16 protein-coding genes are annotated in these 18,555 nt (G+C 71.8%); 3 read left to right on the top strand and 13 right to left on the bottom strand.

The features are described from left to right. Positions 1–37: 37 nt before the first annotated feature. Positions 38–1,093 (bottom strand): hypothetical protein, encoded by a 1,056-nt coding sequence (locus tag BKI49_RS12740; protein WP_095934358.1) that lies wholly within the window; start codon positions 1,091–1,093, stop codon positions 38–40. Positions 1,094–1,638: 545 nt separating this feature from the next. Beyond that, positions 1,639–4,224: an aminopeptidase N gene (gene pepN, locus BKI49_RS12735; RefSeq protein WP_095934357.1), complete on the bottom strand. Its 2,586-nt coding sequence runs from the start codon at positions 4,222–4,224 to the stop codon at positions 1,639–1,641. A 148-nt stretch (positions 4,225–4,372) separates the two neighbouring features. Here pepN and BKI49_RS12730 point away from each other — a divergent pair, with 148 nt between their 5' ends. Beyond that, positions 4,373–5,035, top strand: coding sequence for a mycothiol-dependent nitroreductase Rv2466c family protein (locus BKI49_RS12730; protein WP_095934356.1), 663 nt, complete (start codon positions 4,373–4,375; stop codon positions 5,033–5,035). A 3-nt stretch (positions 5,036–5,038) separates the two neighbouring features. On the opposite strand, the gene BKI49_RS12725 is transcribed toward BKI49_RS12730, so the two are convergent. The 10 genes from BKI49_RS12725 to BKI49_RS12680 form a co-directional block, all read right to left on the bottom strand. Next, complete coding sequence (locus BKI49_RS12725) at positions 5,039–5,263, bottom strand: hypothetical protein (RefSeq protein WP_095934355.1); 225 nt, start codon at positions 5,261–5,263, stop codon at positions 5,039–5,041. Further along, positions 5,260–6,357, bottom strand: a complete 1,098-nt coding sequence (locus tag BKI49_RS12720) for a glycerophosphodiester phosphodiesterase (protein WP_095934354.1) — start codon at positions 6,355–6,357, stop codon at positions 5,260–5,262. Before BKI49_RS12720 ends, BKI49_RS12725 begins: the two co-directional genes overlap by 4 nt. 202 nt (positions 6,358–6,559) lie before the next feature. Then, complete coding sequence (locus tag BKI49_RS12715; RefSeq protein WP_095934353.1) at positions 6,560–7,981, bottom strand: FGGY-family carbohydrate kinase; 1,422 nt, start codon at positions 7,979–7,981, stop codon at positions 6,560–6,562. 60 nt (positions 7,982–8,041) lie between these two features. Further along, a complete protein-coding gene (locus BKI49_RS12710) occupies positions 8,042–9,199 on the bottom strand; it encodes a 2-hydroxyacid dehydrogenase (RefSeq protein ID WP_095934352.1) in 1,158 nt (385 codons plus the stop codon). Continuing rightward, positions 9,196–10,284, bottom strand: coding sequence for an ABC transporter ATP-binding protein (locus BKI49_RS12705; protein ID WP_095934351.1), 1,089 nt, complete (start codon positions 10,282–10,284; stop codon positions 9,196–9,198). The genes BKI49_RS12710 and BKI49_RS12705 overlap by 4 nt, the downstream gene beginning before the upstream one ends. A gap of 23 nt (positions 10,285–10,307) precedes the next feature. After that, positions 10,308–11,120 (bottom strand): DeoR/GlpR family DNA-binding transcription regulator, encoded by an 813-nt coding sequence (locus BKI49_RS12700; protein ID WP_095934350.1) that lies wholly within the window; start codon positions 11,118–11,120, stop codon positions 10,308–10,310. Beyond that, positions 11,117–12,241 carry an ABC transporter ATP-binding protein gene (locus BKI49_RS12695; protein ID WP_257004748.1) on the bottom strand — a complete coding sequence of 375 codons (1,125 nt, stop codon included), beginning with the start codon at positions 12,239–12,241 and terminating at the stop codon, positions 11,117–11,119. The genes BKI49_RS12700 and BKI49_RS12695 overlap by 4 nt, the downstream gene beginning before the upstream one ends. Beyond that, a complete protein-coding gene (locus BKI49_RS12690; protein ID WP_095934349.1) occupies positions 12,238–13,068 on the bottom strand; it encodes a carbohydrate ABC transporter permease in 831 nt (276 codons plus the stop codon). The genes BKI49_RS12695 and BKI49_RS12690 overlap by 4 nt, the downstream gene beginning before the upstream one ends. After that, entirely contained in the window at positions 13,065–14,030 is a 966-nt protein-coding gene (locus tag BKI49_RS12685) for a carbohydrate ABC transporter permease (protein WP_257004746.1), read from the bottom strand. The genes BKI49_RS12690 and BKI49_RS12685 overlap by 4 nt, the downstream gene beginning before the upstream one ends. Positions 14,031–14,035: 5 nt before the next feature. Then, the gene (locus BKI49_RS12680; RefSeq protein ID WP_095934348.1) at positions 14,036–15,457 is read right to left on the bottom strand and encodes an ABC transporter substrate-binding protein; all 1,422 of its coding nucleotides are present in this window, start codon (positions 15,455–15,457) and stop codon (positions 14,036–14,038) included. 162 nt (positions 15,458–15,619) lie between these two features. Between BKI49_RS12680 and BKI49_RS12675 the strand changes: the two genes are divergently transcribed. Together BKI49_RS12675 and BKI49_RS12670 are read left to right on the top strand one after the other, a co-directional pair. Continuing rightward, positions 15,620–17,098, top strand: a complete 1,479-nt coding sequence (locus BKI49_RS12675) for an FGGY-family carbohydrate kinase (protein ID WP_095934463.1) — start codon at positions 15,620–15,622, stop codon at positions 17,096–17,098. Positions 17,099–17,127: 29 nt separating this feature from the next. Then, entirely contained in the window at positions 17,128–17,745 is a 618-nt protein-coding gene (locus tag BKI49_RS12670; RefSeq protein WP_095934347.1) for a histidine phosphatase family protein, read from the top strand. Positions 17,746–17,892: 147 nt separating this feature from the next. Here the strand turns inward: BKI49_RS12670 and BKI49_RS12665 are convergent, their stop codons facing one another. Continuing rightward, positions 17,893–18,534, bottom strand: coding sequence for a superoxide dismutase (locus tag BKI49_RS12665; protein WP_095934346.1), 642 nt, complete (start codon positions 18,532–18,534; stop codon positions 17,893–17,895). Positions 18,535–18,555 lie beyond the last annotated feature (21 nt).

Below are 18,555 nucleotides of genomic sequence, written 5' to 3'. Positions count from 1 at the left end.
GGCCCCTCCTCTCCCCTCCGGACACCGACTCCGGTCGTCATGACCGGGGCAGCACCACGACATAGGCCGCGGGTTCGCGGTCGTTCGACGCCATCAGAGCGGTGCGCACCACCGTGGCCTGCTGCTCCGCCGAGTCGCGGAGCTTGCGCGGCGTGATGTGGACGACGGTGATGCCCAGGCGCTCCAGATGCTCGCGCTTGCGGGCGTACTCGGACCACAGCGCGTCCTCGTCCTGGCGGGGCGCGCGGGTGTCCAGCTCCAGCGCGACCGCCTGCTCCGGCCAGTAGGCGTCCAGACCGCCCAGATGGGGGCCGCCCGGCAGTCGCAGATCCACGTTCCAGACCGGGTCGGGCAGCCCGTGCTCGCGGACCATCCGGTACAGGCGCTGCTCGGCGATGGCGCGGCCCTCGGCGAGCAGGGCGTCCACCGCGTCCACCACGTGCGGGCGGCTCAGCAGCCGTGCCTGCGTCAACTCCCGCACCACGGCGGCCGGGTCGCAGTGGCCGCCGCGCACCGCCTCCGTCAGCAGGCGGCGCACGGCGCCCGCGTCGGGTAGTTCGGCGACCGCGTCGGCGAGGGCGCGGGGGACGGGCGCGACCGGGACACCGGTGATCCAGGATCCGCCGGGCAGGGAGGGCGCGCGGACGATGCGGGCGCAGCCCGTGGAGCGCAGCCGGCGCAGGCGGGGGACGAGGACGTCGATCCGGTCGAGGGACGGCAGGGGCGGGGCCGACGAGAAGCCGTGCAGGGTGAGTGCCGCCAGTCCCGTGATCAGCGCGTCCGCGTAGGGCTGGGGGGCGTGGGGCCCCTCCGCGCCGGGCTGTGCGGGGATGGTCTGCGCGGTGCCGGGTGCGGGGGAGCGGGCGGCGTACAGCAGGACCGCGTGCAGGCGCTCCTCGGAGGTGGGCGGGCCGGGGTGCAGCAGGAAGACGCCGGGGAGGATCTGCTGCCAGGGGCCGCCGGGGCGGCACTGTCCGTTGGCCTCGGCGGCGGTCACGCCGTGGCTGCGCAGCTGCGCGGAGGTCAGGACCCGCCGCTGTACGTCGGACAGGTGGTGCAGGGGGCGGGGGGAGAGCGGGGTGTTGTGGTTCATGCCCCGGGGTTTCCCGCCCCGGAGCCGCCCTCTAACCGCTGTTACACGCCCGTCGACAAATGCGGACAAGGACGTCCTAAAGTACGGACGTTCGACTGCCGAAAGGCGCTGGTCCGGACGGGAAGTAATACAGGTTACGGCTCTGAATACCTGTATTTCGTAACTGCCTGGTGTCGCCCATCGGACAAGCGGAAGGAACGACTCGCACGGCGTTGCGCGGAACGCCCGTGCGACGACCGGAGGCGCCGACGCGACCGGAGGCACCGGTGTGGCCGGAGGCCGGCACAACCGAGGGCACCGGCCGGAGCCGGTGCCCTCACGATGCCGTGCCGTGCGGCGGGGGCGGGCGACGGGCCCGCCGGATGAGCCACATCGGATCACCTTCGGCGGAGCCGATCCGCCCGAGCGGATCCGCCCGAGCGGATCCGCCCGAGCGGATCCGCCTGAGCTGGCCCGCCCGAGCTCGCCCGCCCGAGCCGATCCGCCCGAGCGGATCCGCCTGAGCCGGTCCGTCGGAGCCGGCCCGCCGGAGCCGGCCGCCCGGCTCAGCCCGCCGCGGCGATGTCGCACGCCTGACCGCGCAGCGTCCGCGCCAGGTCGTCCCGCGCCTCCAGGACCAGCCGCCGCAGCGCCGGCGCCGCGTCCTCGTGCGCCGCCAGCCACGCGTCCGTCGCGTCCAGCGTGTCCTGCGAGTCCCGGAGCGCCGGGAACAGGCCCTTCACGACGTCCATGCCGATCTGGATGGACCGCTCGGCCCACACACGCTCGATCGACGCGAAGTACTTCGCCGCGTACGGGGCGAGCGTCGCGCGCTGGGACGGCTGCATGAAGCCCGCGATCGTCGCCTCGACGAGCGCGTTGGACAGCGAGTCGGACTCGACCACCGCCGCCCAGGCCTGCGCCTTGACCGCCGCTGAGGGGCGGGCCGCCAGGCAGCGGACCTGGTGGCGCTTGCCGGACGCGGTGTCGTCACGGGCGAGTTCGGCGGCCAGCACCGACTCGTCCGCGGCTCCGTGCGCGGCCAGCGGCTCCAGGAAGGCCCAGCGCAGCTCCTGGTCGACGTCCAGTCCGTCGATCTTCGCCGTACCCTCCAGCAGGCCCTGGAGCAGCTGGAGATCGGCCTCGCCGGACGCGACGTTCGCGAAGAAACGGGCCCAGGTGAGCTGGTGCTGGCTGCCCGGCTCGGCGAGCCGCAGTTCCTTCAGCGCGCCCTCGGTGAGCAGCCGCCCGCCCTCCGTGCGCCAGTCCGGCGCCGCGTAATGGGTGAGCGCGGAGTTCGCCCAGGCGTGCAGCATCTGGAGCACACCGATGTCGGACTCGCGGCCCGCGAACCGCAGCACCAGGTCGATGAAGTCGCGGGCCGGCATCAGCGCGTCGCGCGTCAGGTTCCACAGCGCCGACCAGCACAGGGCGCGCGCCAACGGGTCCGTGATCTCGCCGAGCCCGTCCCGCAGGGTCGCCAGCGAACCCTCATCGAACCGGATCTTGCAGTACGTGAGGTCCTCGTCGTTGACGAGGACGAGCTCGGGCGCCTCGGCGCCGGCCAGTTCACCGACGACCGTGCGCGGCCCGTCGACGTCGACCTCGGCGCGCGCGTACCGCACGAGCGGGCCGTCCCCGTCCGCACGCCGGTACAGGCCCACCGCGACCCGGTGCGGGCGCAGTTCGGGGTGCGACTCGGGGGCCTCCTGGACGATCGCCAGCTCGCTGACGCGCCCCTCGGAGTCCAGGATCACCTGCGGGGTCAGGGAGTTGACGCCCGCGGTCTGGAGCCAGGAGCGCGCCCAGCCGGCCATGTCCCGTCCGCTCGTCTCCTCCAGGGCCGTCAGCAGGTCGCCCAGGCGGGTGTTGCCGTAGGCGTGGCGCTTGAAGTAGCGGCGGGCGCCGTCGAGGAAGGCGTCCTGGCCCACGTACGCCACCAGCTGCTTGAGCACGGAGGCGCCCTTGGCGTACGTGATGCCGTCGAAGTTGAGCTTGGCGTCCTGGAGGTCGCGGATGTCGGCCGTGATCGGGTGGGTGGAGGGCAGCTGGTCCGCGCGGTACGCCCACGCCTTGCGGCGGTTGGCGAAGGTGATCCAGGCGTCCGTGAAGCGGGTCGCGCCGACGTTGGCGAACGTGCCCATGAAGTCGGCGAAGGACTCCTTCAGCCACAGGTCGTCCCACCACACCATGGTGACGAGGTCGCCGAACCACATGTGCGCCATCTCGTGCAGGATGACGTTCGCCCGGCCCTCGTAGGAGGCCTGTGTCACCTTGCCGCGGAAGATGTACTCCTCGCGGAAGGTGACGAGACCCGGGTTCTCCATGGCGCCGAGGTTGTACTCGGGCACGAACGCCTGGTCGTACTTCCCGAACGGGTACGGGTAGTCGAAGTGGTCGTGGAAGAAGTCCAGGCCCTGCTTCGTCACCAGGAACACGTCGTCGGCGTCGAAGTAGGGGGCGAGGCCCTTGCGGCACATGGCGCCGAGGGGGATCTCCAGCGTCGTGCCGTCGTCGAAGGTCCGCGTGTAGCGGTCGGTCACGTAGTGGTACGGACCGGCGACGACCGCGGTGATGTACGTCGAGATCGGCTTGGTCTCCGCGAACTTCCAGACACCGTCCGTGAGTTCACCGGCGCCGTTGCCCCAGACCGTCCACCCCTCGGGGGCCCGCACCTCGAAGCGGAACGGGGCCTTGAGGTCCGGCTGCTCGAAGTTCGCGAAGACACGGCGCGAGTCCGCGGGCTCGTACTGCGTGTACAGGTACACCTCGCCGTCCTCGGGGTCGACGAAGCGGTGCATGCCCTCACCGGTGCGCGAGTACGCGCACTGGGCGTCGACCACCAGCTCGTTCTCCGCGGCCAGGTCCTCCAGCTGGATCCGGGAGCCGTCGAAGACCTCCCCCGGATCGAGGTCCTTCCCGTTGAGTGAGACCGAGGTCACACTCGGCGCGATCAGGTCGGCGAAGGAGGCGGCGCCCGGCTCGGCGCACCGGAAACGGATGGTGGTGACCGAGCGGAACGTGCGCGGCACCCCCTCGGCCCCCGCCTCCCCGACGGCCGAGCGCAGGTCGAGGGAGACCTCGTAGCTGTCGACGGACAGCAGCGCCGCCCGCTCCTGGGCCTCGTCGCGGGACAGGTTCTCACCGGGCACGGGCTGCACTCCTTCGGACGTCTCGGTGCGCTTCGGACATGGCGCAACAGCACCGATCCTGCCATGTGCCCCTGACCGTCGACACCCGGGAATGAGGCGGCGCGGGTCCCTGTTGCAGGTTCGGAGAAACCCCTTCCTGAGGAGAACCATGTCCGAGACCGCGACCACGTCCGCGAAGACCCCCGTCGACTTCTGGTTCGACCCGCTCTGCCCCTGGGCCTGGATGACCTCGCGATGGGTGCTGGAAGTGGAGAAGGTCCGCGACATAGAGGTGCGCTGGCACATCATGAGCCTTGCGGTGCTCAATGAGAACCGGCTCGACGAGCTGCCCGAGGAGTACCGGGACATGCTCGCGACCAAGGCGTGGAAGCCGGTGCGCGTGGTCACCGCGGCCTGGCAGAAGCACGGCGACGACATCCTCGGCCCGCTCTACACCGCGCTCGGCACCCGCATCCACAACGACGGCGAGGGCCCGACCGTCGAGGCGATCGCCGGTGCCCTGGCGGACGTCGGCCTGCCCGCCGACCTCATCGACTACGCCGACCAGGAGGACTTCGAGTTCGACTCCGAGCTGCGCGCCTCCCACAAGGAGGGCATCGAGAAGGTCGGCCAGGACGTCGGCACCCCGGTCATCGCCGTCCCCGGCGCCGACGGTGAGCAGATCGCCTTCTTCGGCCCGGTCGTCACGCCCGCCCCCAAGGGCGAGGAGGCCGCCAAGCTCTGGGACGGCACCCTCCTCGTCGCCTCGGTCCCGGGCTTCTATGAGATCAAGCGGACGCGCACGGCCGGTCCGGACTTCAGCAACCTCTGAGCATCACTCGGGCGCGGCGGCCTCCTCCCGGAACTCCTCGGGCAGGAGGCCGCGGTCGCTCTTCTTGTCGTAGCGCTGGTAGGTCCGGCAGCCGGGGGCGGTGCAGCGCCAGTAGTCGTCGACGTACTGGATCCCCTTGTCCTTGCGCACCGCTTCCTTCTCGACGTCGTCGAGACGACGGAAGTCCTGCATCGTGCCGCAGGTCGGACAGGACTTGCTCTTCGTCATGAGCCCCTCCTCGCGATCACCGCCAGGTCCGGGAAGTCGGTCACCACCGCGTCGACCCCCAGCCCGTAGTACAGCGCGTACTCCGCGAAGGCGTCCCCGAAATCATTGGGTCCGGTACCGCGTCGGAAGTCGGCCGGCAGGAACTGGTTCTCCGCCCGGTAGGTGTACGGACCGATCCGCAGGCCGGCCGCGTGGGCGTCCGCCACGAGCGAGGTGGGTGTGCCGAGACGGCCGTCCGGGCCCACCGGGACGAGCGACGTCTTGTCGGGGCCGATCCAGTCGGCGTACTCCGCGATCCTCGCCAGACCGGCCGGCGTCATCATGTCCTTGTACGTCGTCGGGCCCCCGGCGGACACCAGGTCGTACGGTCCGCCCGTGGTGCCCAGCGCCTGCCAGAGCGGCACACCGAGCCGCTGGTCCGCGACGCGCTTCAGGCTGGTCGGCTCGAAGGACTGCACGACGCACTCGCGCGGGCCCAGCCGGTTGCGGCGCACCAGCGCCGCCAGCTTCGGCTCCAGCTCCAGGCCCATGGAGCGGAAGTACGTCGGGTGCTTCGTCTCCGGGAAGACCGCGATCGTCCGGCCGTACCGCTTCGACAGGGCGCGGGCCAGGTCCACCACCTCCTGGAAGGTGAGGACCTCGTACCGGCCGTCCAGGACGGTGTTGCGGTTGCGGACCAGCGGGAGGCGCTCGACGGCCCGCAGCGTCTTCAGCTCCGCCAGGGTGAAGTCCTCCGTGAACCAGCCCGACACGGCCCTGCCGTCCACCGTCTTCGTGGTGCGGCGGGCCGTGAACTCCGGGTGCGAGGCGACGTCCGTCGTCTGCGAGATCTCGTTCTCGTGCCGGACCACCAGGACGTGGTCCCTGGTCGCCACCAGGTCCGGCTCGATCCAGTCGGCGCCGGTCTGCACGCCGTACGTGTACGCCGCCGCCGTGTGCTCGGGGCGCCAGCCGGCCGCGCCGCGGTGCCCTATGACGAGCGGACCGCGGGGGCGGTGGGGTGGTCCGGCCGCCGCGGCGGGTACGGCTGCGGCCGCCGGGGTGGCGGCGGCCGCGAGCAGCACGGAGCGGCGTCTCGGGTGCGAGGCCTTCATACAAGTCCCCTTCCGTATCGCATGGTCGACGAACTCCTCCGGCCCCGCCGCCCGGGGGCTCCGCCCCCAGACCCCCGATCGGCCTGGACGGCCTCGTCCTCAAGCGCCGGACGGGCTGAATCAGCCCCTCCGGCGTTTGAGGAGCGGGGTCCGGGGCGGAGCCCCGACGGGACGGGCAGGGGCGGCGGGGGCGAGAACAACCTCAACGGCGAGCCCGGGTGCGGGCGTCGTGCAGGTGGGCCAGATGGTCCTCGTACGCCTTGGCGTAGTGGGCCGCCCGCCCGGCATCGGCCCGCACGACCCGCGCGGGCCGCGTCCACGCGTCCGCGTCGAGGGAGACCCCGTGCCGCCCGGCCGCGGCGAGCACCGCCCCCCGCGCCCCCACCTCCCCCTCGATCACCCGCAGCGGACGGCCCAGCACGTCGGCGAGCAGCTGCATCCACGCGGGGCTGCGGGTGCCGCCGCCGCAGACCGCCAGCGATCCGGTCAGGCCCGCGGCCTCCAGACAGTGCCGGGCCGCGAACCCGATGCCCTCGCAGGTCGCGCGGACGAGGTCCGCCTTCGTCGACTCCAGGGAGACGCCGGTGAGTTCGGCGCGCAGCCGGGGCTCGACGAAGGGGGCGCGTTCGCCCGAGGGGGCGAAGTAGGGCAGGACGCGCACGCCATGTGCGCCGGGCGGGGTCTCGGCCAGCAGGCCGTCCACCTCGTCGTGGCGGACGCCGGTCGTCGACAGCACCCAGTCCAGCGCCGCCGTGCCGACCATCGCGGGCATGGCGCGCAGCCAGTACCCGGCCCGGTCGGTGGAGATGTACAGGCCGGCCGGCTCGCCGGACAGGTCGAGGTCGGTCGTCCCGACCAGGCTGGCGAGGCAGGTCCCGACGATCAGCAGGCCGTCGCCGGGGGCGGTGACGCCCGCGCCGAGCGCGCAGGCGGGCAGATCGTAGGGGCCGTTGGCGAGCGGGGTGCCGGACGGCAGGCCCTCGCCGCGAGCCCGCCCGGTGGCCAGCGGGTCACTGACCGGCGCGAGGAGTCCGCGCCGGTGGGTCAGGCCGAGGAGCTCGACCACCCGGTTGTCGTAGCGGCGGGTGCGCGGGTCGAGGAACGGCATCGAGGCGTCGGAGACATCGGTGGCGCGGACCCCGGTCAGCCGCTGGAAGACCATGTCCTTGCAGTACAGGGCGGTGGCCGCGGCGTCGAGCGCGGCCGGCTCGTACCGGTCGAGCCAGGCGAGCAGCGGTCCGGGGCAGCCGGGGAACATGGCGCTGCCGGTGCGCCGGAAGACCGTCTCGAACGTGCCGTCCGCGAGCCACTGGTCGACCAGTTCGTGCGCCCGGCCGTCCATCCAGGACGCGGCGGCGCGCACCGGGCGGCCCTCGTCGTCGACGAGCCACACGCCGTCGCCCTGCCCGGTGAGCCCCGCCAGCTCGACCGGTCCCGGCACGGCGGTGGTCAGCGCGGACAGCACGCCGACCACAGCCGTGTACACCTCCTCCATGTCCTGCTCGACGAAGCCGTCGTGCAGGGAGAGGCGCACGGGCTGTGTCTCCACGGCCAGTTCGCGGCCCGATTCGTCGAAGGCGGCGGCCTTCACCATGGACGTGCCCACATCGATACCGACGTACATGCCCCTCGGCCTCCCTCGGCCCCGCTCGCGCTGCAACCGTCAACTTCCCTGCCATGGGCCTCAGTCGAGGCAGTGTGCCAGCGGCTCCCCACGTGTCCAGCGGCCCACCTCGGCAGCCGCGATCCGTGCGGCCTTTTCGGCCACGGCGCGGCTCGCCCCGCCCAGGTGCGGTGTCATCACCAGCCGTTCGGTCCCGGCGAGGTCGAGCAGCGGTGAGGCGGGCGGCACCGGCTCCTGCTCGAAGGTGTCCAGGGCCGCCGCCGACAGCCGGCCGTTCTTGAGGGCCTCGCACAGCGCCTGTTCGTCGACGAGCGGGCCGCGCGCCACGTTCACCAGCACGGCGCCCGACGGCAGCAGCGCCAGTTCGCGGGCGCCGATCAGGCCACGGGTCTCGGGCGTGAGCCGCGCGTGCAGGCTGATCACCCGGGAACGGCCGAGGAGTTCGTCGAGCGAGCCGACCCTGAGCCCGTGCACCTCGCCGCGTACGTAGGGGTCGTGCACCAGCACCCGCGCCCCGAACGCGCCGAGCACCCGGGCGACACGGCTGCCGACCGCGCCGTAGCCGACGAGCCCCACGGGCAGGTCCTCCAGCTCCAGCCCGCTGTTCTCGTACGTGTAGTAGGCCGCTCCGCCCCAACTGCCCTGCCGGGCCAGCAGGTCGTGGGCCTGGGGGATACGGCGCAGCGCGGCGAGCAGCAGACCGACGGTGAACTCGGCGGTCGCGGCGGCGTTGCGGCCGGGCGCGAAACACACCCGTACGCCGTGCGCGCGGGCCGCCGACAGGTTCACGTTCACCGGGCCGCCCCGGCAGACCACCACGAGCCGCAGCCGGGGTGCGGCGGCCAGTACCCGTTCGGTCACCGGGCCCATCTGGGTGACCAGCACGTCCGCGTCGGCGAGTGCCTCGGCGAGCTCGTCCTCGGCGTCGCTGGCCTCCTCGACCTCGGCGACCCGGCCGAAGGGTTCGAGCGGCCAGCCGAGCGTCAGCTCACGGACGGAGAAGGGGTGGTCGCGGAGTTCTTCGCGGACGGCGGAGGTGATGAGGGCGGGGAGGACGAAGTGGTCCCCGGCGGCCACCACCCGCACGGGCGCCGGCACGGCGGGGGCCGACTCGGGGGCCGTCGATGGTCTCGTGGTGGAGGGCGCCTCCGACGCCGTCCTCGGTGTCGTCGTGGCGGAGGCCGTGTCGGGTGTCGTCGCGGGTGTCGCGGGCGTCATCGCAGGGAGTCTCCCGTCTCGGCGTCGAAGACATGGGTGAGGGCGGGATCGGCGGTCACCCGGACCCGTTCGTCCCGGGCGAGCCGCGCCTCGGGTCCGGTGAGGACGACGAGCGGCCGTGCGACGCCCTCCAGGGACAGGGTGGCGATACCCGACTCCAGAAGCGGCTCGTGGGCGGTCACCCGGGCGGGGACCCCGCTCTCGCCGGACAGTTCCAGGTCCTCGGGCCGGATGCCGATCACCACCTCGCGTCCTTCCGCCACCTTCAGCGGCAGCGCGAAGGCGACCGTGCCGGAGAGCCGCACGTGTCCGTCGCCCGTCGCCGTCCCCGGCAGCAGGTTGACCGCGGGCTCCCCGACGAAGTCGGCGACGAACACGTTGGCCGGGCTGTCGTAGATCTCGTACGGCGTGCCCAGCTGCTGGATCACGCCGTCCTTCATCACGGCGATCCGGTCGGCGAGGGAGAGGGCCTCCTCCTGGTCGTGCGTGACCAGGATCGTGGTGTGCCCCAGGTCCCGCTGGATGCGTTTGAGCTCGCGGCGGGTGGTGTCGCGCTGGGCCGCGTCGAGATGCGACAGCGGTTCGTCCAGGAGCAGGACGTCGGGTTCGCGGATGAGGGCGCGGGCGAGGGCCACGCGCTGCTTCTGGCCGCTGGACAGTCCGGCCGGACGGGCCTGGAGGATGTCCGCGAGGTCGACGCGCTCGGCGATCTCGGCGACCCTGCGGGCGATGTCGTCGCGGGAGCCGCGTGTCCTCCGGCCGCGCGCCCGCAGCCCGAACGACAGGTTCTCGGCGACGCTCAGCGGCGGGTACAGCGCGTAGTTCTCGAAGGCGACGCCGATGTTGCGGTCCTGTGCGGGCCGCCCCACCACCGAGGCGCCGCCCACCAGGATGTCACCGCCGGTCACCGTCTCCAGGCCGGCGATCATGCGCAGCGTGGTGGACTTGCCGCATCCGGACGGGCCGAGCAGGCCGAGCAGTTCGCCGGAGCGCAGCTCCAGGTCGATGCCGCGCACCGCGTCCACGGCGGGGCGGCCCCGGGACCGGTACGTCTTGCGCAGCTGCCGGAGCTCCAGTGCCGTCATCGCTGCCCTCCGTGGCCATGGGGTCAGGTGCCGCCGCCGACGGCGCACACTTCGTAGGGGACCTTGTGCTCGTCCAGATCGCGCAGCGCCTCCGCCGACGCCCCGTCGTCGACGAGGACCAGATCGAAGCGGGACAGCGGGGCGACCCGGTGCAGGGCGACCCTGCCGAGCTTGGTGTGGTCGAGCAGCAGGATGTTGCGGGCGGCCGAGTCGAGCATGGCGCGCTTCACGGACACGATGTGCTGCTCCTGGTGGTATGCGTACCCGCCGAAGACCGCGGACGTCGACGCGAAGCACACGTCGACGCGCAGCGACTGCACCGCCTCCACGCACGACACGCCGAGGAACGAGGAGTGCAGCGGGTCGTAGTCGCCGCCCAGCGCCATCAGATGGATGCCGCGCCGGTCGGAGAGCAGGTTGATCGCCTCCAGGAAGTTGGTGACGACCGTGAGCGGGGTGATGTCGCCGGCCCTGAGCCCGCGGGCTATCTCCAGCGCGGACGTCGAGTCGTCGAGGAGGACGGCCATGCCGGGCTCGACGAGGCTCAGCGCGTGCTCCGCGACGGCCGCCTTCTGCGGGCGCATCGACTTCAGCCGGTACTGCACGTTCGACTCGAACACCCCGGACGGCTGCGCGGTCACCCCGCCCCTGAACTTCCTTACGATTCCCTGCCGTTCGAGCTCGTCGAGGTCCCTGTGTATCGTCATCAGGCTCACCCCGAAGCGTTCGGCCAGCTCGGCGGCGGTCGCCGATCCGTCGGCCAGTACCTGCTCGGCCATGGCGGCCTGGCGGACCGCGGGGCCCTGGGGTGCGCCACCGGTGTTGCTGCTGCTCATTGCCCGATCCTTCGTCCTGGACGCTCCGGCCGGTCGGCCTCGAACAGCAGCAGGTTCTCAGGCCGGACGGTCAGCCGTACCGGATCGTCGGGACGCAGGTGTGTCGCGTCGGCCCGGGGCACGACCAACGACACGTGCTGTGTGCCGAGCCGGACGGTGACCTCGACGGCCCGGCCGAGCACCTCGGTGACGTAGACGGTGCCGGTGAGCTCGTGGCCCTCGCCGCCGAGCGCCAGGTCGCGCGGGCGCACCCCGGCCAGTACCTCGGTCCCCGCGGCGGTCCGTGCGGCGACGGGCAGCTCGAAGGCCCCGTCCACGGCGCAGAAGCGGCCGTCGTCGGTGATCGTCCCCGGCAGCAGATTGATCCGCGGCCGGCCGAAGGCCCGCGCGACCTCGGTGTCGCGGGGCCGGTACCAGATCTCCTCGCGCGTCCCGCTCTGCACGATCCGGCCGTCCCGGATGACGCCGATCCGGTCGCCGAGCGCCAGTGCCTCCACGGAGTCGTGGGTGACGTACAGCGTGGTGGTGCGGCGCACGGCGCCGATCGCCTTGAGTTCGGCGCGCATCGACTGGCGGAGCTTGGCGTCGAGGTGGGAGAGCGGTTCGTCGAGGAGGAAGGCGCGGGCGGGCCGCACCAGTACCCGGCCGAGCGCGATCCGCTGCCGCTGCCCGTTCGACAGCGCGCCCACCGGCCGGTCCAGCAGCGCGCTGATGCCGAGGAGTTCGGCGATCGCGCCGACGCGGTCGCGGGCCTCGGACGCGGGCAGCCGGTGCCGGGGCGAGCGCAGCGGGGAGGCGAGGTTGTCGTATGCCGAGCGGTGCGGGTAGAGCGCGTAGCTCTCGAAGCACATGGCGACACCGCGGTCGTAGGGTTCGACGCCCGCCATGTCCGTGCCGTCGAGCTCGACCGTGCCGGAGTCGGGCTGTTCGAGTCCGGCCACCGTCTTCAGCGTCGTCGTCTTGCCCGCTCCCGAGGGCCCGAGCAGACAGAAGAACTCGCCTTCCGCCACATCCAGTTCGAGTCCGTCGAGGGCCGTCCTGCGCCCGTACGCCTTGTGGATCCCGCGCAGCGCGATCGCCGCGGGCCGCGCGGACGCGTTCAGCGTGTCGGAGACGCTCACGACTTCACCGCCCCGAAGGACAGCCCGCGCACCAGATAGCGCTGGATGGTCAGCGCGAGCAGCAGCGGCGGCACGACGGACACGAGCGCGGCGGCGGCCGTCAGGTTGTACTTGGGCCGGTCCCCGCCGAGGAAGGAGAGCGCGCCCACGGTGACGGTCTGCGCCTGCGACGAGGTGAGGATGAGGGGGAAGACGAAGTTGTTCCAGGCGAAGATGAACGCCAGCAGCGACACGGCCGCGATCCCGGGCTTGACCAGGGGCAGGGCGACCCTGAAGAACGCCTGCTTGCGGGTGTAGCCGTCGAGGAGCGCGGCCTGTTCCAGCTCCGGGGTCAGATCGGCGAAGTACGACCGCATGATCCACACGATCAGCGGGAGGGTGATCAGCTGCAGCACCCACACCATGCCGACGTAGGTGTCGAACAGGCCGAGCTTCTGGTAGAGCACGAACAGCGGGATGATCACGGTGAGTTCGGGGGCGAAGCGGAACGACAGCAGCGTGAACATCAGGTTCTCGGAGCCCTTGAACCGCCACCGTGCCGACGCGTACGCCGCCGGGAGGCCGACGACGAGGGAGAGCGCCACCGCGCCGACCGACACGACCAGGCTGTTGACGAAGAACCGCACGAACGGGATGCCCTCGCTGTCCCCGAGCACGGTCCGGTACGCGTCGAGGGTCGGAGTGAACGAGAAGTAGGTGCTGAAGAGTTGGTCGGCGGGCTTGAGCGAGAGGATCGCCATCCAGGCGATCGGGAAGAGCGCGAAGACGAAGTAGAGGATCAGCGCGGCGTCCGCGAGCCACCCCCACAGCCTTTTCCTGCCGGTCATTCGGTCACCTCCGCGGCCCGGCGCTGGATCTTGCCCAGACGGCGGACCAGTACGGTCGCCGCCAGATAGACCACGGCCCACAGCACGACGGTGTAGCTGATCCCGAAGGAGTACCGCTGGAAGCGGATCGCCTCCAGGTAGGCCCGGATCTGGAGCACGACGGTGGAGTCGCCGGGCCCGCCCTCGGTGAGGGCGTAGATGATGTCGAACACCTTGAGCGAGTCCATGAACCGGAAGATCACCGCGACCAGCACGTACGGCCACAGCATCGGGAGCGTGAGCCGCCGGAAGGTGTACCACCAGCCGGCGCCGTCCACCGCCGCCGCCTCGAAGGGGGAGACGGGCAGCGAGCGCAGTCCGGCCAGGGCGAGGACGGCGACGAACGGTGTGTACACCCACACGTCCACGGCGATCGACGACAGCAGCGCGCCGGTCGGGGTGTTGGTCCACTGCACCCCGCCGAGACCGAACGGTTCCAGCAGGTGGTTGACCACGCCCACCGACGGCTGGAGCATCAGCTTCCACATGATCGCGGCGATCACGGGGGCGATCATCAGCGGCAGGATGAGGATCTTCTCCAGGACCCGGCCGACGCGCGTGGAGCGGTGCAGCAGCAGCGCGACGCCGACCCCGAGCACGGTCTCGGCCGCCGCCGCTCCCACCGCGTACAGGGTCGTCACCCATGCGGAGTTCCAGAAGGCCTCCTGGGTGAAGACCGTGCGGTAGTTCTCGAAACCCACCATGTCCGGCTGCGGCTTGCTCGCCGAGAAGTCGAACAGCGTGTAGTAGAGGCCGAGTCCGAAGGGGTACAGGATGCCGCCGGTCAGCAGCAGGGCGGGCACGATCAGCAGGTACGGGCGCAGACCGCGCCGCCAGCGCGGTACGGCCCGTACCTGCCGGGTGCCCTCCTCGTGGGAGGCCGCCCCGTGGTCGGTCTCCTTCAACGAGGTCGTCGGGGGCATCGGGCTCAGCCCACCTTGGCGGCGAGGTCGCTCGCCAGTCCGCCGAGGACGGACTTGGCGTTCTTGCCGCCGTAGATCTCCTGGAGCGCCGCCGCCCAGCTCGTCGTCGCGTCGAAGAACTGTTCCTGCGGAGTGAACTGGATCTTCGTCTGGTCGACGACCGTCTCGAAGGTGTCGATGAAGCCCTCCAGATGCTTCATCTTGTCCTTGTACGCGCCGTCCTGACTGATCGACCTGCGGACCGGGTCGATGTGGTTGTGGGTGATCGCGCCCTTGCGCAGGTGCTCCTTGCCGGTGGCCCACTGGAGGAACAGCCAGGCCGCGGACTTCTTGCCGCTCTTGGCGTTCATGCCGAGCGACCAGATCCACATGTTGGTGGCGAGGGAGCCGCCGGGACCCTTCGGACCAGGGTGGAAGGCGATCTTCCCGGACGCGGGGCTCGCCCCCGCCACGGCCTGGAAGTACGCGGCCGTGTCCGCGTCGAAGAGCATCCCGGCCTTCTTCGCCCCCAGGTCGCTGGAGCACTGGTACCAGGTGTACGACGTCCAGGACGGCGGGCCGCCCTTCTTGACCATGTCCGTCCAGTCCTGGGTGAAGGCGACGGCCTCCGGGCTGTTCATCGCGGGCTTGAGCCGGCCGTCGGTGACGGTGAAGTCCTTCAGGCCGTTGCGCGCGTACATCGTCATGAACCCGGGGTGGATGGTCGCCCAGCTGCGCGAACCGCGCACCGCGATCCCGTACATCCCGTCGAACCCGGCGCCGGGCGCCTTGCGCTTGATGACGGAGGCCAGTTCACGCAGTTCGTCGAAGCTCTCCGCGGGCTTCAGCCCGAGCTTCCTGAACACGTCCGTGTTGTACGCGACCACGTTCGTCTCCCAGCCCCACGGCAGCGCGTACTGCCCGCCCCGCCCGAGCGGCGCCCCCGCCTTCAGCGACCACTGGTCGGCCTGGAGGAGGTTGGGGAAGAAGTCGTCCTGGTCCCATTCGTCGCCGGTGGCCGAGGAGTTGCGCATCCACGGCCCGAGGTCCTCCAGCCATCCCGGCGGCCCGTACTGCCACACCATGTAGGCGCCGAGCATGAACACGTCGTACGAGGCGCGCCCGCTGGACAGGTCGACGGTGAGCTTGTCGAAGTAGTTGTCCTCGGGGAAGACGTCGTACTCGACCTTGATGCCGGTCTTCTCGGTGAACGTCTTGAGGTCGGCGATCAGGGCGTCCGTGTACGGGTGCTTGTTCAGCAGGGCCTTGACCGTCTTGCCCTTCTCCCGCTTCCAGTCGAAGGAACCGGTGACGTCGTCGGCGGCCGACCCGTCGCTCTTCTTGTCGTCTCCGCCGAACCCGGCGCCGCAGGCCGTCAGCAGCGGTGCCGAGGCGGCCGCGGCGGCCAGGGTGAGGAAGCGCCGGCGGTCGTGCACGTGCATGTCCATCCGTGACCTCCACGTCGGTACGGTCCGGTCCGGTTAACACGTCGAGTCGACTCGTTAACAGAGGGTGTAACGGCGGGGGTTGACCGTCAATCCCTCGCGCAGGGGAAAATATCGGGGCAGAGTGTGAAGTTCACAGTGCCGGTCGCGATGTGGGAGGTCCTCATGGAGGAAGCCGGGACGGCATGGCTCGGCGTCGACCTCGGCACGCAGAGCGTCCGCGTCCTGCTCGTCACGGGCGACGGCACGGTCCTCGGCAGCGCCGTCGCCCCGCTGCGCGGGCGACGCGCGGGAGTGCGGCACGAGCAGGACCCGGGGGACTGGTGGGACGCGGTGTGCACGGCGTCCCGGGCAGCGCTCCGGGACCGCCTGCGGGTGCGGATCGGCGGGCTCGCGGTGTGCGGCACGTCCGGGACGGTGCTGCTCGCGGACGCCGCCGCACGTCCGGTCGGCCCGGCCCTCATGTACGACGACGGACGCGCCGCCCAGGACGCCGACCGTGCCCGCGCGAGAGGCCTCGTGGTCCAGAACGCCTGGGGTCTGCCGAAGGCGCTCTGGCTGGCCCGCGAGCACGGGGCGGGCGACGGGCGCGCGGTCCGGCTGATGCACCAGCCCGACGTGATCGTCGCGCGGCTCACCGGCACGCTCCCGCCCACGGACTCCAGCCACGCCCTCAAGACCGCCTACGACGTGGAGCACGACACCTGGCCGCTCGCCGCGTTCGCCGAACTCGGCTTCGAAGTCGCGCTGTTGCCCGATGTCGTCCGTCCCGGGACCCGGATCGGCGAGGTCTGCGCGAGCGCCGCCGAGCGGACCGGCATCCCCGTCGGCACCACCGTCGTCGCCGGGATGACCGACGGGTGCGCGGCCCAGATCGCCTCCGGCGCCCTGCACGAGGGCTCCTGGAACTCGGTCCTCGGGACGACGCTCGTCCTCAAGGGCGCGGCCCCGCGGCCGGTGCGGGACGCCACCGGCGTGGTCTACAACCACCGTGCGCCGGACGGGGGATGGCTGCCGGGCGGCGCGTCGAGCGTCGGCGCCGGCGCGCTCGCCGTGTACTTCCCCGACGCCGAGCCCGCCGTCCTGGACCGGGCCGCCGCCGCCCACGAACCCGCGTCCGTCATCGCCTATCCGCTGGCCTCACCCGGCGAACGTTTTCCCTTCCTCGCCCCCGAGGCAACCGCCTTCGTCCTCGGCAGCCCCGCCTCGGACGCGGACCTGTGGGCCGCCCTGCTCCAGGGCGTCGGTTTCGCCGAGCGTCTCTGTCTGGACACCCTGCACTCCCTCGGAGCCCCCATGGACGGCACGCTCACCTTCACGGGCGGCGCCGCCCGCAGCCCGTACTGGAACCAGCTCCGCGCCGACATCCTCGGCCGCCCCGCCCGGATCCCCGAGGAGACCGAACCCGCCCTGGGCATGGCCGCGCTGGCCGCCCACGGCATGGGCGCGGCGTCCACCCTCGCCGGGGCGGCCGACCGGATGGTCCGTGTCCGCACGGTCGTCACCCCCCGCCCCGCCCGCACCGCGCTGTTCGCCGCGTCCTACGCACGGCTGGTCGGCGAACTGGAGCGGCGCGGCTGGCTGGCCGCCCCCGTCGCCGCGCACGCACGCTCGCGTCTCGGCCTCGGCGCTACGGGCTCATGAACGCGTCCTGGCCTGGATACTGCGGCCTCATGAGGACCACGAGCACGACCTTGCTGCTGGCCCGGCACGGGCAGACCGTCTGGCACGCCGAGAACCGCTACGCCGGAGTGAGCGACGTCGCCCTCACCGACGAGGGGCGCGCCCAGGCGGAGGCCCTCGGGCGCTGGGCCGCCGCCCACCCCGTCGACGCGATCTGGACCTCGACCGTGTCCCGCGCCATCGCCACCGCCGGCCCCGCCTGCCGGGTCCTCGGCCTCACCCCGCACCGCGAACCGGCCCTGCGCGAATGCGACTTCGGTGTCGTGGAGGGCCGTACGCTCGCCGAGTTCGAGGCCGAGAACCCGCAGCGCGCGAAGGCCTTCCGGACGGATCCGGTGTCGTACCCCTTCCCGGAGGCGGAGGACCCGCGCACGGCCGCGGCCCGCGGCGCGGACGCCCTGCGCCGCATCGCCGCCGCCCACCCCGGCGGACGTGTCCTGGTCGTCGCCCACAACACCCTGCTCCGCCTGGTGCTGTGCTCCGTCCTGTCCGTCCCGCTGAGCGAGTACCGCCGCGTCTTCCCGCAGCTGCGTAACGCGGCGGTCAGCGAACTCCGCTTCGAGGACGGACGAGCCGCCCTGCTGTCGCTCAACGTCCCCTGCGACTGAGTGACCGGCCCGCCCGCGCCGGTGCCGGCCGGTGCCCGGGAACGGGGGAAGCCCCCACGAGTCAGGTCCTCGCGGGGGCTTCCCGTTCATCCGCCTGCCACGTGAAGGGTGAGAAGACGATCACGAGCAGGACGCTTCATACCCGGCTCAACGGGCCGGCAGCAACACGTCGGCGCGGGACGTGGCCGCTTCGTGACGCCGGGCCACGTCCTGCCAGTTCACGACCTGCCACATGGCCTCGATGAAGTCGACCTTCTGGTTCTTGTACTGGAGGTAGAAGGCGTGCTCCCAGGCGTCGAAGACGAGGAGCGGCACCGACCCCTGGCCGACGTTGCCCTGGTGGTCGTAGATCTGCTCGACGATCAGACGCCCGCTGAGCGGCTCGTGGGCGAGGACGCCCCAGCCCGAGCCCTGGGTGGTCGCGGCGGCCTTGGTCAGCTGGGCCTTGAAGGCGGCGAAGGAGCCGAACGACTCGGTGATGGCGTCGGCCAGGCCGCCCACGCCGTCCGCCGCCAGCGGTTCGCCGCCGCCGTCGCCCGTCATGTTGTGCCAGTAGATCGAGTGCAGGATGTGGCCGGACAGATGGAAGGCCAGATTCTTCTCCAGGCCGTTGACCGAGCCCCACGCCTCCTTGTCGCGCGCTTCCGCGAGCTGCTCCAGCGTGTCGTTGGCGCCCTTCACATAGGCCGCGTGGTGCTTGTCGTGGTGCAGCTCGATGATCTCGGGGCTGATCACGGGGGCGAGCGCGGAGTAGTCGTACGGAAGTTCAGGGAGCGTGTAGACGGGCATGGCGGGTCCCCTCCGACCTCT

The organism is Streptomyces sp. Tue6028 (assembly GCF_002300165.1).
GTDB lineage: Bacteria > Actinomycetota > Actinomycetes > Streptomycetales > Streptomycetaceae > Streptomyces > Streptomyces siamensis.
This window is presented reverse-complemented; position numbering and strand designations above follow the sequence as displayed.